Raw genomic sequence first — 19,383 nt, forward strand, 5'->3', positions numbered from 1 at the left:
TCGTCATCGCTCGGGACAGCATCCCACGACGCGCCCGGCGGGGCCGCCCCCACCCGCGATCACCGTGCGTGAGCGTACCGGATCCACGTGAAACATCCGTGGCCGGTTCAGGACGGGCCCGGACGGACGTCGGCGCAGGTACGCAGCGATTCCCAGCGGGTCCGGGCATTCTGCGCCGCGGCCCCCGAAAGCGGCCGCGGCAGCCCGTTCGCGATCACAGCGGGTGCCCAGTCGGCCTTGCCGACCCGGCTCCGGCCGTCCCCTTCCGGCCGCGGGTCGAACGTCAGTGTGAGAACGCCGCTCTGCGCCGTACGCCCGGCCGAGTTGTAGAAGACGAAGTTGCCGAGCCCGTAATGGACGTAGGACTTCTTCAGGTAGCCACCGGCCTGGAGCACGTGCGCGTGGCTGCCGACGACGGCGTCCGCCCCCGCGTCCGCCAGCTGCGAGGCGAGCTGCCGCTGGACGGGCGTCGCACAGGAGTTCAGCTCCTGCCCCCAATGCAGGTTGACGATGACCACGTCCGCGTCCTTGCGCGCCGCCAGAACCGCCTGGACGAGCCGCGGCGCGTTCTTGGCCGAGGCGAGCCCCGCCTTGGCGTCGGTGGCGGTCCACGCCTGGACCAGGTTGTCGTCCAGCACCTGGGTGGCGCCGATGACCGCGACCTTGGCACCCTTCACCGTCGTCGTGTACGGCTTGTACGCCTCAGCGGCGTTGTTCCCGATCCCGACCAGCGGCATCCCGGCCTGGCGCCCGGCCGCCAGCGAGTCGCGCAGGCCGGTCTCGCCGAAGTCCATGCCGTGGTTGTTGGCCATCGTGGCCACGTCCACCCCGGCCGACTTGAGCGCGCGGAACGCGGTCGGCGGCGCCCGAAACGCGAACTGCTTGGGCGCCTGCGCGCCGCCCGCCGTGACCGCCGTCTCCAGGTTGACCATGGCCAGGTCGGCCCGCTTGAGCTGCTCGGCCACCGGCCCGAGCGCGGTGTCGGGTGCGGCGTCCAGCCGGGCCCGCAGCATCCCCTCGAAGTGCACGTCCCCGCCGAACGCGACGGTGAAGGGGGTCTTGGCGCCGGAGCCGCCCCCGCGGCCGTCCCCGCCCCCGTCCGCTCCGCCGCCGACGAGCAGAGTGACCGCGACGCCGCCGGCCAGCAGTGCCGTGCCGGTGACCAGCGCCAGCCCCGCCGCCAAGGCGGTCGACCGTCCCGTGCGACGGCGTCGCTCCCGCATCGCGGCCTCCCCCGGAGTCGATGACCGGTCTTGTACCGGTCGATGGCCGTTCGTCCGCTTGGATGCCGCCGATCACGGGGAAGTTCATGCCGCCCCCGGACACTCCGGTTCCGGCCAAACTGGAATCATTTGCTCTCTTGAATCATTCTGGTTTAGGCCGGTAGGTTGATCGCATGACCGCGTCCGGAACCCTGAACGCCGCCGATGAGCTGCGCGCGGCCGGCCTGCGGGTGACCGCCGCCAGGGTCGCGCTCCTGGAGACCGTCCGCGCCGGCGACCACCTCGGCGTCGAGGCGATCGCCGCCGGAGTGCGCGACCGCGTCGGCCACATCTCCCTCCAGGCGGTGTACGAGGCCCTCCACGCCCTGACCGCGGCCGGCCTGGTGCGCCGGATCGAGCCGGCGGGCGGCCCGGTCCGCTTCGAAGGCCGCGTCGGCGACGACCATCACCACCTCGCCTGCCGGAGCTGCGGAACGGTCGAGGACGTCGACCGCGTCATCGGTGAGGCGCCCTGCCTGGACGCGGCGAGCGCCACCGGCTTCATGGTCGACGTGGCCGAGGTCGTGTTCTGGGGCCTGTGCCCGGCCTGCCGCCCGGATCGAGGCTGACGGCGCTTGGCGCACCTTCGGAAAGCGCGCCATTATTAATACGGTCCCGGTCCCAAGGAGTGTCTCGATGGGCAGCCGTACGGCTTACCGCACGTGTCCCCTCTGTGAAGCCCTCTGCGGCCTGGAACTGACGCTCGACGACTCCGGTGCGGTGACCGGCGTGCGCGGCGACCGCGACGACCCGTTGAGCAAGGGATTCATCTGCCCCAAAGGCGCCACCCTGGGACGGCTCAACGGCGACCCTGACCGCCTGGACGCACCGCTGCTGCGCGACCCCGACGGAAGCCACGTCCCCGCCGCGGGCTGGGACGACGCGTTCACGGCCGTCCGGCGCGGCATCAGGCAGGTCGCGGAGCGGTACGGCAAAGACTCGGTCGCCGTGTACATCGGCAACCCCACCGCGCACTCCATCGCTGGGCCCCTCTACGTCGCGGCCATCATCAGGGGCCTCGGCACCCGCAACGTCTACAGCGCCAGCACCGCCGACCAGATGCCCAAGCACGTGAGCAGCGGCTACATGTTCGGCGACCCGCTGGCGATCCCCGTGCCCGACCTCGACCGCACCGACCACCTGCTGATGCTGGGCGCGAACCCGCTGGAGTCCAACGGCAGCCTGTGCTCGGCGCCCGACTTCCCCGGACGGCTCAAGGCCATCCGGGCGCGCGGCGGCAAGGTCACCGTCGTCGACCCGCGCCGCACCCGCACCGCCGCGCTCGCCGACGAGCACGTCTTCATCCGTCCGGGCACCGACGCGTACCTGCTGATGGCGCTGGTCCGCACGCTGTTCGCCGAGGAACTCGCCACCGAGCCCGCGCACCTGGCCGGCCGCATCCATGGTCTGGACGACCTGCGCGCCCTCGTCGTCGACTTCACACCCGAACGCGTCGCGCCCGTCACCGGCGTCCCCGCCCCCGTCATCCGCCGCATGGCACGCGAGCTCGCCGCCGCCGGCAGGGCCGCCGTCTACGGCCGCATCGGCACCTGCACCCAGGCGTACGGGACGCTCAACAGCTGGCTGGTGGACGTCCTCAACGTCATGACCGGGAACCTCGACCGGGAGGGCGGCGCGATGTTCCCCCGCCCCGCCCACACGGCCGTCTACCGCGCGCGGCGCCCGTTCACCACGGCCCGGTGGCGCAGCCGGGTCCGCGGCCTGCCCGAGGTCTTCGGCGAGCTGCCGGTCGCCACGCTGGCCGACGAGATCGAGACGCCGGGCGAAGGCCAGATCCGCGCGCTCATCACCATCGGCGGCAACCCCGTGCTGTCCACCCCGAACGGCACCCGGCTCGACCGGGCCCTGGACGGCCTGGAGTTCATGGTCAGCGTCGACCCGTACCTCAACGAGACCACCCGGCACGCCGACGTCGTGCTGCCGCCGCCCCGGCCCGTGCACACACCGCACTACGACCTGGCGCTGCTCGGCTTCGCCGTCCGCGACTACGTGCGCTACTCACCGCCCGCCGTGCCGCTGCCCGCCGGCCGTCCCGCCGAGTCGGACATCCTCGCCCAGCTGGTGGTGGCCGCCGCCGGACTGGACGACGACCCGGCCGCGCTCGACGAGATAGTCATCTTCGACACGCTGCACAAGGCCGTCAACGCACCCGGCTCCCCTGTGCACGGCCGCCGGCCCGAAGAACTGCGCAAGATGCTGAAGGACGGCGCGGCCACCAGAACCGAGCAGCGCCTCGACATGATGCTGCGGCTCGGCCCGTACGGCGACGGCTTCGGCGCCGACCCCGCCGGCCTCACCCTGACCCGCCTGCGCACCGAACACCCCCACGGGCTCGACCTGGGCGCCCTCAAACCGCGCCTGGACGAGGTGCTGTGCACCGCGTCCGGGCACATCGAGCTGTGCCCGCCGTCGTTCGCCGCCGACGCCGACCGGCTCCGCGCCGCACTCGACGGCGACCGCGACCGCGACCGCGACCCCGCCGCGATGCTGCTCATCGGCCGCCGCCACCTGCGCTCCAACAACAGCTGGCTGCACAACGTCCCCGAACTGGTGCGCGGATCCAACACCTGCACGCTGCAGCTCAACCCGTCCGACGCCGAACGCCTGGGCATCGGCGGCGGCGACGTCGTGCGGGTGGTGTCGCGCTCCGGCACGCTGGAAGCCGTCGCCGAGCCCACCGACACCGTGATGGCCGGAGTCGTGAGCCTGCCGCACGGCTGGGGCCACGACCTGTCCGGCACCCGGACCGAGGTGGCCCGGCAGCACGCGGGCGTCAACGTCAACGCCGTCACCGACGAACGCGAGATCGACCCCCTGTCGGGCACCGCCGTGTTCAACGGCGTCCCGGTGACGCTGCATTTATTCAACCCCGGCCCAGGGGGCTCGCCTGGCGGCTCGCCGCCTGACCGTGCTTGGTGCGAGCGCGACATCGCTTCGCGATCTGCCCAATGACGCTCGCCTTCGGCATCGCATCACCGGCCAGGTAGCGCGCTCGCGCGGTACCTGGGCCACGTCGAGACAGGCCCGCATAGGCTGGGGCCGACGCAGAGGGCTGCACCTGGCGGCGGATAGCAGGCGTCCGAAATGTGGGTTTAGGTCTCGCTACCTATAGGTAGGTATCCACCACTGTGGGTGCCCGGCGCCCGCCCTGAGACCGCACAAGACGTCCCCCGGGTGGCTACACGCCGACACGGGGGCTAGTGTCGCACCGAGCGTCCCATTACGGCCGTCCCCATCGACACAGGACGCGCACCCGAGGAGGGACATGAACCGAAGGGCGAGCAGGATCTTCCGGCGCGGTCCCCGGCCGCAGGCGCCAACGCACCCGGTGGATCTGGCCGAGAGCCTGGAGCACGCCCAGGGCCTGGATCGTGCCATCCGGACGATCTCGGCGACCGTCCAGCGGACGCTCCGCCCCGGCCCCGTCAAGGACGCGCTGCACGGCGTCCCGGTGGGCCATCCCGCCCACCCGCCGCTGACCGACCTGCCGATGGGCGCCTGGATCTCGGTCGCCGTCCTCGACCTGATCCCCGGCACCCAGCGGGCGTCCCAGGCCCTGGTCGCCGCGGGCCTGGCCGGGGCCGTGCCGACCGCGCTGACCGGCATCGCCGACTGGTCGGCCCTGCACCGCGAGCAGCAGCGGGTCGGCCTCGTGCACGCGATGAGCACCGCGGCCGCGAGCCTGCTCTACTCGGCGTCCTTCGTCGCCCGTTCCCGCGGCCGCGACGGCGCGGGCCGCGCCTTGGGCTACGCCGGCCTCACCGCCCTGCTCGCCGGCGGCTACCTCGGCGGCCACCTGGCCTTCCGGCAGGCCGCCGGCGCCAGCCACGCCGACCAGGTCGCGCACCTGGTCCCGCTGGGCTGGCACGACCTCTGCGAGGCCGCCGAGCTGCCCGACGGCTGGCCCGTCCTGCGCAGGCTCGGCTACATCAGCCTGTTCGTGCTGCGCCACGGCGAGGAGATCCACGTCCTCACCGACCGCTGCAGCCATCTCGCGGGCCCGCTCCACCAGGGCCGGATCGTCACCGACGACGACGCCGAACCGTGCGTGATCTGCCCGTGGCACGGCAGCACCTTCCGGGTACGGGACGGCTCGGTCGTGCACGGCCCCGCCACCGGCCGCCAGCCCTCGTTCGAGAGCCGCATCCTGGAAGACGGCACCGTCCAGGTCCGCCCCATAGCCTGACCCGCCGCTAGCCGGGTGGGAGGTGGGACGCGTCGCGGTGCCGGGGCTCGTCCGTGTAGCCCGACTCGTGCTCGTCGGAGATCGGGTGCTCGACCAGTGCCAGCACCCGGCTGGCCATGAACCGCGCGGTGCGCACGGGGGAACCGGTACGGGTGACCTCGCTGACCTCCACCACGCCGCGGCGATTGGTGATCTCGACCCGGCGGCCCGCCCGTGTCGCGCCGACCTCGTAGGTGCGGGTGCCCTCGCCCCCGGCGTCGATGACGATCTCGACCCTGTCGCCCTTCATCCGCATACCCCTTCGGGTCCTCGAACGTATATTCGAGTTATACCCCTCCAGAGCCTCTCCGAACCCCCCGGATCCCCTGGTCAGAACAGGAGTGTGTAGAGGGCGACGACGCCCACCAGGACGATGAACGCGCGCAGCGCCATGGGCGGGATCCGGCGCCCGACCCTGGCGCCGATCAGCCCGCCGATGGTCGCCCCGATCGCCACCAGCAGCACCGCGAGCCAGCTGATCCGGGTGTCGGAGAGCAGCCACATCCCGATGAACAGCACCGCGGCCGACCCGTTGACGATGGCCGCCAGCACGTTCTTGGCCGCGTTCACCCGCTGCAGCTCGTCGTCCAGGGCAATGCCCAGCAGCCCGATCAGCACGATGCCCTGCGCGGCCCCGAAGTAGCCGCCGTACACCCCGGCGAGCAGCACGCCCACCCACAGCCAGGGCCCGCCGTGCGGGTGGTGGTTCTCCCGGCGCGCCAGCAGCCACCGCTGCAGCCGCGGCTGGACGACCACCAGCACCAGCGAGAGCGCGATCAGCACGGGCACGATCACGTCGAACGCCCCGGACGGCAGGCCCAGCAGCAGCGCCCCGCCGACGAGCGCCCCGATCAGCGAGGCGCTGCCCAGGCGCAGCAGCCGGGGCTTCTGCCCTTTGAGCTCCTCGCGATAGCCGTAGGCGCCCGTCACCGAACCGGGCACCAGCCCGATGTTGTTGGACACGTTGGCGACGACCGGCGGGAAACCCAGCGCCAGCATCGTAGGGAAGGTGATCAGTGAGCCGGATCCGACGACCGTGTTGATGCCGCCCGCCGCGATCCCGGCCACGAGGATCGCGGCCGCGTCAAGCAGGTTCAAGTACGTCCCATCCACGCTCGGTCATTGGTCGACGGCGCAACGATCCTAGGCAACCGCGGTTCATGCCCCGACACCGGGCCCGAGACGGACGGAGCACGAATTCCTTCACCGGAAAGACGAATCCGGCCTTTTCGCCACCGAACCGATGTGACCATGATCTCAGCCATGGCCCCCTCCGACGCCGACACCCTGAGGGCAGCCCCCGCCCGCTCATCAGGAACGGACGAGGGCCGGACGCCCGCCGGAAGCAACCTAGAACATCGCGCGATGCCTGCCGACGTACCGGGGCCGCCGCCCCGCCACCACGCACGCCGCCGCGGACCCTGCCAGCAGGGCCGCGCCAACGACCATCGCGCTCACGAGCACGCTCATGCCCCCACCCCCTACGAGGTAGTGCAGCCGCGCACGCGCCCGTTGGCTGTCCCCTGTCCGTAGCGGGAATTCGGCCCACAACCGATCCTGCCGCACCGTCTCGCGCACGCACGCGTCGGCCGTGGGGCCGTAAACAGCCGTCTCCAGCCCGGCCACGCGTTCGCGGTCAGGCAGCGGGTATTGGAGTCGCGCGGTCCAGAACTCTCCTTGCTCGTCGTACTCCAATGGTTCCCACCGCCGCGACGCGGTGGCCGTAACCTTGTTGTCCATCGGGGCTCGACTCCTTTGCAGTCGGTTCCGTAGGCCCCGCGCGGCGCGTCCTCGTCGCGTGGGGCCGTCCTTGTCGTACCGACACGATACCCGGGCGACACCGAGTAGCACCGGGTAACCCGGCATTGCACGGGGGCACCCACCATGGGTGAGTGGAGTTCGATCTAGACCAGCCGCGCGCCGCGTATCTCATCATCGCCGACACCATTGAGGCTGAGATCCACGCGGGCAGGCTGCGTCCTGGCCAACGCGTCCCGTCCGCCCGCGAGATAGCCACCGAGGCGGGTGTCGGCATGCGGACCGCAGAGGCGGCTCTACGGCTGTTGCGCGAGAAAGGGCTGACGGTCGCGGTGGTGGGAAAGGCGACGTACGTCGCCGCGTCGAGGAGCGCTGCACAGGAGTCCGAGCAAAAGGAAAACGGGCCGGACGGCGATTAATTCAGCCGTCCAGCCCGTAGCTCTGCAATCGCGGGGCGCCAAGGGTCGGGCGGTGGCTGGCAGGCGCGGGGGCTGCTCCTGCGCTACGAGCTGGAGTTCGCGGCCACGACCACCATCACAACGGTCAGCGGGCGGCCCGCGCGTACCAGCGGCCGTTCTCACGTTCGACGCTGAGGGGAAGCCCGAAGCACTCGCTCAGCAGCTCGGGCGTGAACACCTCGTCGACCTTGCCCTGCGCGACGGCGCGGCCGCCGCGCAGCAGCAGCGCGTGGGTGAAGCCGTCCGGGACCTCCTCCACATGGTGCGTGACCACCGCCATCGTGGGGGCGGCCGGGTCGTCGGCCAGGCGGGCGAGGCGGGCGACCAGGTCTTCGCGGCCGCCGAGGTCGAGGCCGGCGGCGGGCTCGTCCAGCAGCAGCAGTTCCGGGTCGGGCATCAGCGCGCGGGCGATCTGGACGCGCTTGCGCTCGCCCTCCGACAGCGTGTCGAACCGCCGCCGGATGAGGTCGGCGCAGCCCAGCGCCTCCAGCAGCGCGACGGCGCGGCCGAGGTCGAGGGAGTCGTACTCCTCCTGCCAGCGGCCGAGGATGGCGTACGACGCGGTCAGCACCAGATCGATGACCGTCTCACCGGCCGGGACCTTCTCCGCGACGGCGGCGCTGGCGATGCCGATGCGCGGGCGCAGCTCGAAGACGTCCGTGCGGCCCAGCTCCTCGCCGAGGATCGCGGCCGAACCCTCCGTCGGATGCATCATGGCGGCGGCGACCTGCAGCAGCGTCGTCTTGCCCGCGCCGTTCGGGCCGACGATCACCCAACGCTCGTTCTCGTTCACCGTCCACGTGACCTCGCGCAGCAGGTCGGCGCCACCGCGCCTGACCCCCACGCCGCGAAGTCGCAGCACCTCACCGGTCATCGCGCGCCTTCGTCCCCAATCTCGCCTTGCCGGGTGATCCGTCCCCGGCGTTCTCAGGAGAGAACCTATGCGAACCTATGCGATTGCGAGCAGGGCGGCGAGGATCAGACGAAACCGCAGGTCACAACCGGGTGTGACCCCTTGAGCCGGATTCCGTGTCAACATCCTGTCACCTCATCGCGTTCATGCAGGTCAGGCGCGTGCAGGTTGACCGGCTGCACCGTCATCGGGATCGTCATCAGTGGCGAACGCCTCATCGATGACCCCTCGGGTGCGTCCGTCTTCCTGAGGGTACAGATGCCCGTAGGTGTCCGAAGTGATCGCGATGGAGGAGTGCCCCATCCGGTCACGAATGACCGTGAGATGCGTGCCTCCCGCGATCAGCAGCGACGCGTAGGTATGCCTCAGTACGTGGAAGGTCACCGAGGCAGCCAGACCGACAGCAGCCCGCGCCCGCACGAACGGCCTGCGCACATTGCCAGAGATCGCGGGAGTACCGTCGGGCCGAGTGAACACCAGCGCTGTCCGGTGCACCGTCTTGCCGTCCGCGTCAGGGACGTCCCGAACCACCGGCGGGAACGCTTCACGATGTGCCCGGAGCACCTCTGCGACCATGTCGGGCATCGGAACGACCCTCTTGGAACGCTTGCTCTTGACCGGCCCGAGCCGACGCTTTTGGGTCATCTGACGGTCTACGGTGACCGTGCGCGCTTCCAGGTCGATGCGGTCCCAGGTCAGCCCCATCACCTCGGAGATACGCAACCCGGTACCGGCTGCCAATGTCACCGCCGCCGACCACCGTTCAGGCATCTTGGCCGCCACCGCGCGAACCTGAGCCGCCGTCAGTACCTCCACCTCACGGTTCGGGAGTTCTGGCAGCGTGATGCCCACGCACGGCGTGGAGTGGATTATGCGGTCGAGTACCTGAGCGCTACGGAACAGGCCGACCGTCGTCCTGTACGCGCTGCGAATGGTGGTCGGAGCGAACCCGCGCCCCTCCAGGTCGTTGATCATTCTCTGAATGTCGCCACGGGTGACGGCCCGTACTTGACGGCCGCCAAGGGCCGGAACGATGTACAGCCGGACTCGCTTCTCATACTCCGCGTACGTCCCTGGCCGCTTCGCCTGAGCGGCCCGGAGCCACGTCTCCGAATACTCCTTGACCGAGATACGGCCAGCTTTCGCATCGATCACCATCCCCTCGTCACGCTGCCGCCGTACCTTGTTCCGGAACCGCACCGCAGCCGTATGCGTGGCGAACGTCTCCGAGGTCTGCTTTCCGTTCGCGTCCCGATAGGGCACCTTGAAGGAATACACGTCCTTCCCCGCTTGCTTGGAGGCCCGAGCGTTACGCACCTTGCGGATGCCGTCCCGCATTTCACCGTCCCGCCAATCCTGCTTTCCCATGAGGATCGAAATCCCTTCGTTGACGCCTGTTGACACCATTCTAAGGAGCCTGACCAGGAGAAACACGAATGCGACCACGACTTCACCGGCCACTAACAGCCAATCTTTTCCGCGAAAAAGGGTGGACGGTCAGGTTTCGGGGGTCCCGCCTTCCTTCCCCCGACCGCCCGCCCCGATAATCGAGCCGCATTCGCGGCCCTTTATTCTTTATGCGGCACGGCCGGCGGGGCCTGGGAAAGTTGTCGCAGGCCCCGCTCAGCCGATGAAACAGCCGTCAGTCCGCCGCTTTAGTCAGGCCATAGCCGCCGCACATCAGGCAGGCCATCCGGCGCGGCCCTGGCCTTCCGTCCGAGTCCAGTTCACGCAGGACCAGCAGTCGCCGCGGATGCACCCACTTGTAGCCGCGCCCGTCACAAGACACGCATCTCGCGTGTTCGCGTGTCCCGGTCAAGCAGCCTCATCTTCCGTGTGGTTCATTGCGCGGAGCGCCGCTCGAATTTCTGCCGGATCGAAACGCACTTGCTGTCCCACCTTGTAGTAGGGGAACAGTTCGCGGTAATGGTCGTACACCCATGATTTCGGTTTCCTGAGATAGTGCGCGAGTTCGGTGATGGTCCACAGCCGGTCGTTGGCGTTCACGCGCCTTCCCTTCGCTGCTCTTCGATGCGGCGGGCTGTGATAGCGCGCTGGCTGATGTGTCCGGCGAGGATTTCTTGGGCTTCGGTGTAGCCCTGTCCGGCGAATCGCCAGTGCGCCAGAACCTCGGTGGACTCCGGCCCCGGCAGCCCGTTCCGCTGACGCGATTCGGCCGTCTTGTGCTCGGCGCGGTCCTGGCGGAGGGTGCTCAGGGTGACCGAGTAGCGGCGGGATTTGGTGGCGAAGTGGCCCCGGAAACCCAGCATGTGCGCCCACGGCCGCAGCCGCAGTTCCTCCAGTTCCGGCCGCCCGCCCAGGTCCCAGCAGGTGCGGATCATTCGGCGAGCGTGCTCGGTGACTGGCAGCCGGTCCAGATCCAGGCCCCCGGCCGTCCCGACCCCGCCGCATCGCTTGCATACCGCCGGGCCGCGCGCCATGGTCACGGTCCCGACCCCCTTGCAGCGTCCGCACGAAAGGCGCCGGTCGATCGTTCCGGAGGACTCGGCGCCCTTGCTCGCGTACTTGGCGATGTATCCCGCGACCGCCTCATCCGACAGGCCACCCCCGTCCCCGCGCACAACGATCGCCCGGACGTCGATCTGGTCGCCCCAGGCCAAGACCCGCTGACCGTTTCCGGGATCAGGTGAGAGCACCTGGACGAGCCCGGCTGCCTCCGGGACCGCGTCGGCCAGCAATTGCGCCGTGGCCCAGCCCGGCGGGGGATCATCGTGCCCGCCCGGTCCATCCAGGCGGATCACCGCGTGAAAGTGCACCAGTCCGCGCCGCTGATACTCAGCCACCTTGGCGAACGACACCCGCACCAGCGCATCGAACCGGCGCCGTGACATGCCCGCCCGCCGCGCGAGCTGCCGCCGCAGCTCCAGGGTGAAGCGGTGCCACAGCCGCCCGGCGTGTGCCTGCCACAGCACCGCCCCCGCGTAGTCGTAGCAGTCCGGGCAGATCGGCTGCCCGACTCGGATATCAGCCCCGTCATGCCGGGCCCCGCAGCGCTCCGGCACCCCGTGACCGCACACCCCGCCGCCGCGCCGGGGACGGCACACCAGCGTCTTGCCGTTGCGTTCCCGCTGTGTGTGCACCGCTCCGAACGATGGCGCGGTGAGGGTGGCGAACACGCGGGGGTGCTCGCGCACTGCTTCGGGTACGCCCTTGCCGCCCGACAGGCCCGAGCGGATGAGGTGGAACACATCCCGCTGGTAGATGTGTGAGCAGGCCGGGCACACCGCCCCGCGCCGGTTTCCGCATGCCACCAGCAGATGCCCGGTCGGTTCGTCCGCCGTGCGGTAGATGTGCAGTACCTCGCCCGTGCCCGCATCGATCACCTGCGACTCGCCCACGAGTCGCACCGGGGCGCTGCACCCGCCCGTGGCCGCGACCTGCCGTGCCCACCGCTCGTATCCGGGCGCCGAGATCACCTCAGCCACCGCCCGCATCCATGCCGGGATCTCCGGCCGCCCGTGACTTTCTTCTTTCTTCTTCTCCTCGTGAGTCATCGCGCATCGCCTCCTCAGATGGCCGCCTAGACGTAGCACTACATGTCCTACATCTTTCCTCATGCTCGACACGTTACACGAGACGTGCTACATCTTGTAGGAACAAGTTGGCTTCAGAGGCGACTAATCGGCATCAGCCGAGGTCACGACCTTGAGGAAGGGCAGGCCATAGATGAGCGACAGCCCCGAGCAGACGGCCACCGAACACAGCCCCGCCGCCAAGCGCCCCCAGCCACGCCAGGACCAGGGCCAGGGACAGCGCGAGGACAAGGGCACCGCACGCTGGCGAGAGATCACCGACTTTTTGCGGTCCGACCTGCGTGACGGCCACTACCAACCGGGTCAGGCCCTGCCCGGCGAGACCGATTTGGCCAAGCTGTACGCCACCTCGCGGCCCACCGTCCGCAAGGCCATCGCCCAACTCACCGCCGAGGGACTCCTCAGTGCCTCCCACGGACGCGGCACCTTCGTGCGCCCACGCCCCGACCGCCGCCTCATCCTCACCGGCCAGGACGACGCGCATCTCGACCTGCTCAGCCCTGCCTACAACCTGCTTGCCTCAGGCTGGGAACCGGTCACCGTACCCAGCGACGCCGGACGCGCCGACCCAGCCGCCGCGCACGGCTTCCCGATGTTCAACTCCTGTGGCGTCGAGGAGGCCGAAATCCTCGGTGTCAGGCGCGGGCACCCGGTCATCTACCGGTACACCTTCTGGGAACACGCCTGGACCCGCGCCCGCATCTACATCGAGTCCAACATCCCCGCCGGATACCTCGGCACCGTCGGAGGCCAAGGAATCGACCGCCGCTTTGATCCAGACGTCGAGCCCGCCGACTACTTCCGGCACCTCTCCGACACGCGCGGCCCAATCCACTGGGTCACCACCGTGCACGCCACTATGCCCGCAGGCGATATGAACGAAGACCTCAACATGGAGCCCACCGGAACCCCCTTGCTCGCCATCCGCCGCATCATGCTCAGCGCCGATGACCGCCCCCTGGAATACACCCAGGTACTCGCCCCCGCCGACCGTTTCGAGGCCGCCAACGTCCACGACACCGCCAACACCGGCCTCGAAACCGGATACACCGCCCTCTCGCTGTGACCACAAGAGATCACCACATAGCACACAGTCACGATGGGCTCAGAGTTTCTTCACTGGTTCAAGGGCGCCGCTACGCGGCGCCGGGCGCGTGGCCGGGCCCGCCCACAGCAGGCCGCGCACTGTGGACGGCCGCCCGCGCTTTGCGCGTGCGGCCTTGGGGGCCGTTCGCAGCGCGGCGCCCGCCCACAGCCCCGGCAACGCCGTGGACGGCCTGCCACGGCCGCGCCCCACGGGGCCGGGCACCATCACTCTCAGCGCTCAGGTCGGAGCCATGCAGCGGTTTCGACCCGGGGCGCGCCCGAGCGCGGAAGGTGCCCCAGCTCGGCGCCGGCCGAACTCCCTCACGGTCGCCCCGCTGGGGTGGCCTACGACCATTCCACCGGCCCCGAGCCCACGTCATTCCGCAAGGCGTCTGAACGAAGGTGACCAGTTGCAGGGCTTCACAACGACGGCGCGGACCCCTCCTTGAAGGTCCCCGCGCCGCCCTTGCGAGTCTGAAGCTGATACTCCTAGAAATCGCTCCCCTTCCGGCCGTAGAAGCTGCCTTCCGACCTTGAGATTGGCCGTCCAGCAGTGCGGGGGTACGACGTCCGAGCCTCAACGGCACTTCCGGAGTTGATCTCACGGGCTGTGTGCCGACCCGGACGGCGCTTCCTGCCTCGCAGCCTCAGCCCGAGCCAGAGACCGCACATTCCACCCACCGAGACGCAGGCCACGCCGTAAATGACGGCCCACACGACGGACTCAATCAATGCGTCCGACGTGATCACAGGAGCGTGTTCCGGTAGGAGTGTTCACGTTCGGCCGCCTTGTACTCCGCGGCTCTCTCGTCTTCCTTGGCCGCCAGCTCCAGCAGCAGAGACTCAGACTCGGCCACGAGTGTCTGACTGAGGCCCGCCCGCTTCTCCGCGTCGGTCAGGACGTGCCGGGTGGAGCACGTCCACATGTAGCCATCGCCGATCTGGGTCAGATACGGCATCCCCCACCGGCCTTGAGGCTGGGGCGGTACGGGGAGCGGGTCTGTTGGCTCGATCCGCCCGACCGGGTCGTTTCTCGGAGTCATGTGTCACTCCCTTTGTCTGTGTTCTATGCCACAGACTGGACTCCGGCACGTACGCTGGCCACAGTTCCGAGTACTTCCGTGGAAGTCACGGAAGTGATCAAGAGATCGGCGGTTAACGCATGAGTCAGAAGGACGCAGCGGACCCACGATCGTCCATGTGGGGACTCATTGGCTTCTACCTGCGATTTCTCCGCACATCCAAGGGACTCAACGGACCCGACGTCGCCAAGATTGCTGGCTGTGCGCCGTCCACCATTTCCCGGATCGAGACCGGTGAGCAGAGGATGTCGGACAAGCACGCCGAGCGGATCGACAAGGCATGGAAGACGGGCGGCCTGTTCACCCTGTTGATCTACTACGCCCGCCGGGCCAGTGATCCCGCCTGGTTCAACTCGTTCACGAGCCAGGAACGGGAGGCAGACCGGATCAGGATGTTCGGAGGTCAGCACGTCCCTGGACTGCTCCAGACGCCCGAGTATGCGGAGGCCCTCCTGGCCGCTGGACGTGCGAAGGACAAGGAAGCCGCCCACCGGCGGCGCATGGCTCGGCAAGAGGTACTGACCAGGGCGAACCCGCCGGAACTCTGGGTGATCCTCGCCCAGCCCGTGCTTGAGTGGCCGGTCGGAGGGCACCATGTCCTGAAGGCGCAACTAGCCAGGTTGGTTGAACTTTCGGAACTTCCGCATGTGAGTATCCGTATAGTCCCGACCACGACGGGAGCCTACGAAGGGCTTGACGGACCGTTCATGATCCTCACAGGCAAGGAGGATGAAGTGGCGTTCGTCGAAGCGCCCAACGCAGGAAGGTTGGTCGCCGAGATGGAGGAGGTGAAGGACTTCGTGACCCGGTTCGACCGGATCGGGATGCTCGCCCTTCCCATCGGAGCATCCCGTGAGCTGATCAAGCAGATTATGGAGCAGATGCCGTGAGTTCCCCCGAATGGCGCAAGAGCAGCCGATCCACAGGCGGTACCGGCGGTGAGTGCGTCGAGTTGGCTCGCTTGGGCAAGAACGACGTTGGAATCCGGGACAGCAGGGCTCCAGAGACAGGGCATGTCACCCTGAAGCCCCGGGCCTTCGCGCTTCTTGTGAACCAGGTCAAGGTCGGTGAGCTGGACCTGTAAGACGCACCCACCAGACATCAGAGCCCCCGGCTTCTCGACGGGGGCTCTCTGTGTCCAACAGTGATCTGGGCTTCCTCATCTTCCGCTCCCTGACCCGCCCACCCGCCCGGACAGGCGCTCCAACGGGTCATCGGTCACACTGAAGGCATTCAGTCCAGCAGGGGGAGCCCATGAGCCAGGACGACCAGCAGGGGCGCGTGGACGAGCTGGCCACCGAGTGGAGCACTCCGCTACGTCGCACTGGTCATGTCCGCGTGCGGTTCGCCACCGAGAGCCAGCGCGATCTCTACCGCCGTGCCGGGCGCAAGGCCGGTCGGATCCTGGGGCGCCCTGTCCGGACTGTGGTCACCGGCGATCAGGTGCACGTGATGCTCGATGACTGGATGGACAATCCGCTAGAGCGTCAGGTTGAAGACCCGCGTACCCGCAAGGCGATCGATGCGGCGTTCGCCCACGCCGCCAACGAGCCCGAGCCTCCAATCGCGTCAGTGACCGAACTCCGTCCGCAGCGGCCTTGCGCCGATTGACGGCCCGGCCCTCCCCTACCTCGGCGGCTCACCCCAGGAGTGGATCTCCTTGCCGGGCAACGTCACCCTCACACTCCTGCGGCGCCTGCCCTGGAACCACACCACGCCCAGAGCGGGGGAACCGGTTGCCTTCCGCAGGTAGGCGTTCAAAGTGCGGGCGCATTGGTTCCCAACTAACCCCACCACCCAGCCCTTACATCCGTGCCGCTCCGCGACCAGTGCCCCAAACAGCGTGCGACCCTCACCGCGAACGCCACGCACCACCCCGCAGGCCGAACAGGATGCCCACGGCGAGGGTTGAGCGAGCGCACGGGCGGCCGGATGCGTCCTTGACCGGGGACCCCCAGCGGGCCGCACGACGGGCCGATGCGGGCAGCCCCACGGGCGCCCGTTCGCCGGGAGAGGCTACGCGACCCGCCGCCCCAATCAAGGCCGCATCCGCCCGCCCACCTGACGCCCTTGCGGCCCCTACCAACGGGCAGCGCCCCCGGTCGGACAGGGCGGACGTTTCAGCCGGTCACAGGCCCCATTCCGCATCATCAACGCGTCATCAACACGTCATCCGGAGGGGACCGAACGCCCCTTGCCGGGCCGGAACGGGCGCCAACCCCTCATCACGCTAAGACTCAAAAAATGCGGGTTGACCTGGGCGGACACCAGCACTCGGGAATATCCCGGAACAGGCAGGAACGCCCAGATCACCCACCGGTGAACCTATGCGATAGCGAGCACTTATGGTGGTCTGCATGTGCGCTGGGCTTCGACGGGACGCGACCGGCAACGACGCGGGCGACACGGCGACGGCTTTGGTCGCGTGGGGCAACGCGTGGCTGACCGGACACGTCGGTCTTGACGAGGGCGTGGACGCGGTCGAGAAGATCGCCGGCCCGCAGATCGTGAGCGGTGTCACGTTCGCGGTGGCCGGGTCCGGGGCCGCGCCGCCCGGCGAGGTGCAGCTCCGCAGCGGCCTGGGCGACCTGCGGGTGCACGGGCTGTCCGGACTGCGGCTGGCGCTGCCCGCGCCGGGCGATCCGCTCGGCCTGACCGGGCCGCCCGGCTTCAACCGGGCCGCCATCGACGCCGGGGCCGCGGTCATCGCGGTGCTGCCGGACCGCACGGTCGGGCTGGTGCCGGCCGAGGACCGCCGCGGCTCGTCCTACGTCGGGGTGCGCTGGGAGGCGCACGACACCGCGCCCGGCACCCCCGACGTCCCGGCGCTGCCCGACGCCGACCGGCAGCTGACGCTGGCGATGCGGGAGGCGACCGAGGTGCTGCTCACCGTGGACGACGTCGCCGGCGTGCCGCCCGAGATCACCGACACGCTGGCCGACCTGCGCGACCCCGACCGCGGCGACCATCCGCTCGCGCCCGGCTACCCGCAGCGCGCGCACCGGGTCGCCGCCCTCGCGGGACGGCTGGCGCTGGTCGTCGAGCTGGCCCGGAGCATGGACGACCAGGGACTGACCGCCGACCAGATGCGGCGGCGGGCGGAGGCGCTGCGGCTGCTCGACCGGGCCGTGCGGCGGGCCCGCGTCGCCGCGTGCAACAGCGCGTTCGACCCCGTCCCCTGAGCAGCGCCTGGCACCGCCCCGTTTGGATCGCTCCTTCCCGACCCGGCCGCGAACGCGAGTCGTGAAACGCGGAACGGGGCGCCCCCGCTCCGCCGGCCTCGGGGACCTTGCGGTCCCGTCGGCGCCGGATGCGAGGACGCCCCGTTCGTTACGTCGCGTCGGCCGGAAGTGTCAGCCGCGGACGACGATGGTGTTGCAGATCTTGTCGGCGAAGGTCTGCTTGCGCTCGTCCCACAGCGGCCAGAGGTAGCCGATGTAGCAGGCGAAGCTGTCCGCGGCGTGGGCGATCTTGCGCAGGAACGCCATGCCGAAGCCGACCGGCTGACCGGTCTGCGCGCTGACCAGGCGGATGCCCATCTGGCGCTTGCCGATCGTCTGCCCGGTGGTGCCCTCCTGGTAGATCAGCCACAGGCCGCCCGCGAAGGACACCAGACCGCCGACCAGCATGAGCAGGAGGCCGATCGCGGCGGCGCCGCCGCTGCCCGAGCCGATCAGCACGAGCACGAGGATGTACAGGAGGAAGAACGGCCCGGCGAAGATCAGACCGTCGATCAGGTAGGCGCCGACGCGCGAGCCCCACTCGGCGAGCTGGCCGGACGACCCGTAGTGGTGGTGGTGGACTTCCTGGTAGCCCGGCTGCGCCGGCTGCTGGCCGTAGCCCGGCTGCGCCGGGGGCTGCTGACCGTAACCGGGCTGCTGGCCGTAGCCCGGCTGCGCCGGCTGCTGGCCGTAACCCGGCTGAGCGGGCTGGCCGTAGCCCGGCTGCGCCGGGGGCTGCTGGCCATATCCGGGCTGCTGACCGTAGCCCGGCTGCTGACCGTACGGGTCGTAGGGGTTACCCACACTTGCTCCTTATTGATTGACCCTGTGGTTACTGTGACGCCCGCCGGACCCGGAGGGCTCCGCAAGTTTGACCGACGGAACTCGCGGCCTTCAAACCCGCAGGAGACCGAGCCGGACAAGCTGCCACAGCTCCGACCCCAAGAGGGCGGCGCCGAGCACCCACGCGCGGGTGTTCGGCCGGAGTGCCCACCACCGGTCTCCCAGCCCCAGCGGCGCGACCGCGAAGACGATCGCACCCGCGAAGGCCACCGGGTTCGCGAGCACGGCCTGGACCGGACGGCCCGAGCCGAGTTCGATGAACACGGTGGTCCCCCCGCACATGGGGCAGGGAATCCCGGTGAACGCCCTGAGGGGACAGAGCACGCCGGGGTCGTTGACACGATGGATCCATGCCGCGCCGATGGCCGCCGTGGCCATCGCCGCGACTCGCAGCACCACCCCGACAGGGCCGTGCCGCGCCGCGGTGAGGGTCCGGTCGACGAGACCGCCCAGCGCACCGCGTGGCGCGCCGGTGGCCGTCGCCCCGGGCACTCCCCCCAACGGATCCTCCGCCTCGATGACTTAGTCCGAGTGACCCGTATATCGGGTGCACCCCAAGGTGGGTCAAGTCTTGACGACGATCTGCGATCGGACCGTGACCTAGCGCGCGATCAACTCCACCTCTAGGGCAAGGGTAGGACAAAACACCACCAGGTGGGGCTGTCTTTATGGCCCCGCGGAGGCGGAGCCCAGGCCCGGGTGGCCGTGCGGGACGGGGCGCGCGGCGCTGTGCGGCGGGCGGGGCCGTGCTGGAAGGGTCCGGCGGTGAGGGCGTGCGAGCGTGGTGAAGATCTCGGAATGCCGTTGCCCGTCGCGGGCCGTCCCGGAAATGGGCGCCGCCGGATCATGGCCGGCGCGCGGGCGGGACGGGCGCGGAAAGCAGTCGGGGCCGGGGCGGGGATTCGTGCCGGGCCAGGCCGGGATCGAGGCCGGGCGGCGCGGATGAGGGCCGATCACCTG

20 protein-coding genes are annotated in these 19,383 nt (G+C 69.8%); 9 read left to right on the top strand and 11 right to left on the bottom strand.

Going from position 1 to position 19,383, the window contains the following annotated elements; genetic code table 11:
* Positions 1-107: 107 nt before the first annotated feature.
* Complete coding sequence (locus tag ABD340_RS33710) at positions 108-1,223, bottom strand: CapA family protein (protein WP_344594544.1); 1,116 nt, start codon at positions 1,221-1,223, stop codon at positions 108-110.
* Positions 1,224-1,396: 173 nt separating this feature from the next.
* On the opposite strand from ABD340_RS33710, the gene ABD340_RS33715 reads away from it, so the two are divergent.
* The 3 genes from ABD340_RS33715 to ABD340_RS33725 all read left to right on the top strand — a co-directional run bounded on the left by ABD340_RS33715 (position 1,397) and on the right by ABD340_RS33725 (position 5,469).
* The gene (locus ABD340_RS33715; protein WP_344594545.1) at positions 1,397-1,831 is read left to right on the top strand and encodes a Fur family transcriptional regulator; all 435 of its coding nucleotides are present in this window, start codon (positions 1,397-1,399) and stop codon (positions 1,829-1,831) included.
* A 67-nt stretch (positions 1,832-1,898) separates the two neighbouring features.
* Entirely contained in the window at positions 1,899-4,235 is a 2,337-nt protein-coding gene (locus ABD340_RS33720) for a molybdopterin-dependent oxidoreductase (protein ID WP_344594547.1), read from the top strand.
* 313 nt (positions 4,236-4,548) lie between these two features.
* Entirely contained in the window at positions 4,549-5,469 is a 921-nt protein-coding gene (locus tag ABD340_RS33725; RefSeq protein WP_344594549.1) for a Rieske (2Fe-2S) protein, read from the top strand.
* Between the two features lie 7 nt (positions 5,470-5,476).
* Here the strand turns inward: ABD340_RS33725 and ABD340_RS33730 are convergent, their stop codons facing one another.
* The 3 genes from ABD340_RS33730 to ABD340_RS33740 all read right to left on the bottom strand — a co-directional run bounded on the left by ABD340_RS33730 (position 5,477) and on the right by ABD340_RS33740 (position 7,248).
* Positions 5,477-5,758, bottom strand: coding sequence for a hypothetical protein (locus ABD340_RS33730; protein ID WP_344594550.1), 282 nt, complete (start codon positions 5,756-5,758; stop codon positions 5,477-5,479).
* An 80-nt stretch (positions 5,759-5,838) separates the two neighbouring features.
* On the bottom strand, positions 5,839-6,606 hold the full coding sequence (locus ABD340_RS33735; protein ID WP_344594552.1) for a sulfite exporter TauE/SafE family protein: 768 nt from the start codon (positions 6,604-6,606) through the stop codon (positions 5,839-5,841).
* A 252-nt stretch (positions 6,607-6,858) separates the two neighbouring features.
* Positions 6,859-7,248, bottom strand: coding sequence for a hypothetical protein (locus ABD340_RS33740; protein ID WP_344594554.1), 390 nt, complete (start codon positions 7,246-7,248; stop codon positions 6,859-6,861).
* Positions 7,249-7,400: 152 nt separating this feature from the next.
* Between ABD340_RS33740 and ABD340_RS33745 the strand changes: the two genes are divergently transcribed.
* Complete coding sequence (locus ABD340_RS33745; protein ID WP_344594555.1) at positions 7,401-7,685, top strand: GntR family transcriptional regulator; 285 nt, start codon at positions 7,401-7,403, stop codon at positions 7,683-7,685.
* Between the two features lie 124 nt (positions 7,686-7,809).
* Here the strand turns inward: ABD340_RS33745 and ABD340_RS33750 are convergent, their stop codons facing one another.
* The 4 genes from ABD340_RS33750 to ABD340_RS33765 all read right to left on the bottom strand — a co-directional run bounded on the left by ABD340_RS33750 (position 7,810) and on the right by ABD340_RS33765 (position 12,092).
* On the bottom strand, positions 7,810-8,598 hold the full coding sequence (locus ABD340_RS33750) for an ABC transporter ATP-binding protein (protein ID WP_344594557.1): 789 nt from the start codon (positions 8,596-8,598) through the stop codon (positions 7,810-7,812).
* A gap of 192 nt (positions 8,599-8,790) precedes the next feature.
* Positions 8,791-10,098: a tyrosine-type recombinase/integrase gene (locus ABD340_RS33755; RefSeq protein WP_344594558.1), complete on the bottom strand. Its 1,308-nt coding sequence runs from the start codon at positions 10,096-10,098 to the stop codon at positions 8,791-8,793.
* Positions 10,099-10,452: 354 nt separating this feature from the next.
* Complete coding sequence (locus ABD340_RS33760; protein WP_344594559.1) at positions 10,453-10,644, bottom strand: helix-turn-helix domain-containing protein; 192 nt, start codon at positions 10,642-10,644, stop codon at positions 10,453-10,455.
* Entirely contained in the window at positions 10,641-12,092 is a 1,452-nt protein-coding gene (locus tag ABD340_RS33765; RefSeq protein WP_344594890.1) for a replication initiator, read from the bottom strand. Before ABD340_RS33765 ends, ABD340_RS33760 begins: the two co-directional genes overlap by 4 nt.
* Before the next feature lie 232 nt (positions 12,093-12,324).
* Here ABD340_RS33765 and ABD340_RS33770 point away from each other — a divergent pair, with 232 nt between their 5' ends.
* Positions 12,325-13,257, top strand: a complete 933-nt coding sequence (locus ABD340_RS33770) for a GntR family transcriptional regulator (protein WP_344594560.1) — start codon at positions 12,325-12,327, stop codon at positions 13,255-13,257.
* A 766-nt stretch (positions 13,258-14,023) separates the two neighbouring features.
* On the opposite strand, the gene ABD340_RS33775 is transcribed toward ABD340_RS33770, so the two are convergent.
* Positions 14,024-14,320, bottom strand: a complete 297-nt coding sequence (locus ABD340_RS33775; RefSeq protein ID WP_344594561.1) for a hypothetical protein — start codon at positions 14,318-14,320, stop codon at positions 14,024-14,026.
* Positions 14,321-14,439: 119 nt separating this feature from the next.
* On the opposite strand from ABD340_RS33775, the gene ABD340_RS33780 reads away from it, so the two are divergent.
* The 4 genes from ABD340_RS33780 (at position 14,440) to ABD340_RS33795 (ending at position 17,541) form a co-directional block, all read left to right on the top strand.
* Entirely contained in the window at positions 14,440-15,249 is an 810-nt protein-coding gene (locus ABD340_RS33780) for a helix-turn-helix domain-containing protein (RefSeq protein WP_344594563.1), read from the top strand.
* Positions 15,246-15,443 carry a DUF397 domain-containing protein gene (locus tag ABD340_RS33785; protein WP_344594564.1) on the top strand — a complete coding sequence of 66 codons (198 nt, stop codon included), beginning with the start codon at positions 15,246-15,248 and terminating at the stop codon, positions 15,441-15,443. The genes ABD340_RS33780 and ABD340_RS33785 overlap by 4 nt, the downstream gene beginning before the upstream one ends.
* Before the next feature lie 170 nt (positions 15,444-15,613).
* Positions 15,614-15,970, top strand: a complete 357-nt coding sequence (locus ABD340_RS33790; protein ID WP_344594566.1) for a hypothetical protein — start codon at positions 15,614-15,616, stop codon at positions 15,968-15,970.
* 746 nt (positions 15,971-16,716) lie between these two features.
* On the top strand, positions 16,717-17,541 hold the full coding sequence (locus ABD340_RS33795; protein ID WP_344594568.1) for a hypothetical protein: 825 nt from the start codon (positions 16,717-16,719) through the stop codon (positions 17,539-17,541).
* Positions 17,542-17,712: 171 nt separating this feature from the next.
* Here ABD340_RS33795 and ABD340_RS33800 read toward each other — a convergent pair whose 3' ends face one another.
* A complete protein-coding gene (locus ABD340_RS33800; RefSeq protein WP_344594569.1) occupies positions 17,713-18,384 on the bottom strand; it encodes an RDD family protein in 672 nt (223 codons plus the stop codon).
* A gap of 90 nt (positions 18,385-18,474) precedes the next feature.
* A complete protein-coding gene (locus ABD340_RS33805; RefSeq protein WP_344594570.1) occupies positions 18,475-18,915 on the bottom strand; it encodes a DUF2752 domain-containing protein in 441 nt (146 codons plus the stop codon).
* Positions 18,916-19,383: the final 468 nt, after the last annotated feature.

This window comes from Actinomadura vinacea (assembly GCF_039532545.1).
In the GTDB taxonomy this organism is placed as follows: domain Bacteria; phylum Actinomycetota; class Actinomycetes; order Streptosporangiales; family Streptosporangiaceae; genus Spirillospora; species Spirillospora vinacea.

Coding starts and splice junctions, on each gene's coding strand:
- ABD340_RS33795 (WP_344594568.1), top strand. CDS start 16,717: ATGTGCGCTGGGCTTCGACGGGACGCGACCGGCAACGACGCGGGCGAC.
- ABD340_RS33725 (WP_344594549.1), top strand. CDS start 4,549: ATGAACCGAAGGGCGAGCAGGATCTTCCGGCGCGGTCCCCGGCCGCAG.
- ABD340_RS33770 (WP_344594560.1), top strand. CDS start 12,325: ATGAGCGACAGCCCCGAGCAGACGGCCACCGAACACAGCCCCGCCGCC.
- ABD340_RS33750 (WP_344594557.1), bottom strand. CDS start 8,598: ATGACCGGTGAGGTGCTGCGACTTCGCGGCGTGGGGGTCAGGCGCGGT.
- ABD340_RS33765 (WP_344594890.1), bottom strand. CDS start 12,092: ATGCGGGCGGTGGCTGAGGTGATCTCGGCGCCCGGATACGAGCGGTGG.
- ABD340_RS33715 (WP_344594545.1), top strand. CDS start 1,397: ATGACCGCGTCCGGAACCCTGAACGCCGCCGATGAGCTGCGCGCGGCC.
- ABD340_RS33740 (WP_344594554.1), bottom strand. CDS start 7,248: ATGGACAACAAGGTTACGGCCACCGCGTCGCGGCGGTGGGAACCATTG.
- ABD340_RS33775 (WP_344594561.1), bottom strand. CDS start 14,320: ATGACTCCGAGAAACGACCCGGTCGGGCGGATCGAGCCAACAGACCCG.
- ABD340_RS33720 (WP_344594547.1), top strand. CDS start 1,899: ATGGGCAGCCGTACGGCTTACCGCACGTGTCCCCTCTGTGAAGCCCTC.
- ABD340_RS33710 (WP_344594544.1), bottom strand. CDS start 1,223: ATGCGGGAGCGACGCCGTCGCACGGGACGGTCGACCGCCTTGGCGGCG.
- ABD340_RS33790 (WP_344594566.1), top strand. CDS start 15,614: ATGAGCCAGGACGACCAGCAGGGGCGCGTGGACGAGCTGGCCACCGAG.
- ABD340_RS33730 (WP_344594550.1), bottom strand. CDS start 5,758: ATGAAGGGCGACAGGGTCGAGATCGTCATCGACGCCGGGGGCGAGGGC.
- ABD340_RS33780 (WP_344594563.1), top strand. CDS start 14,440: ATGAGTCAGAAGGACGCAGCGGACCCACGATCGTCCATGTGGGGACTC.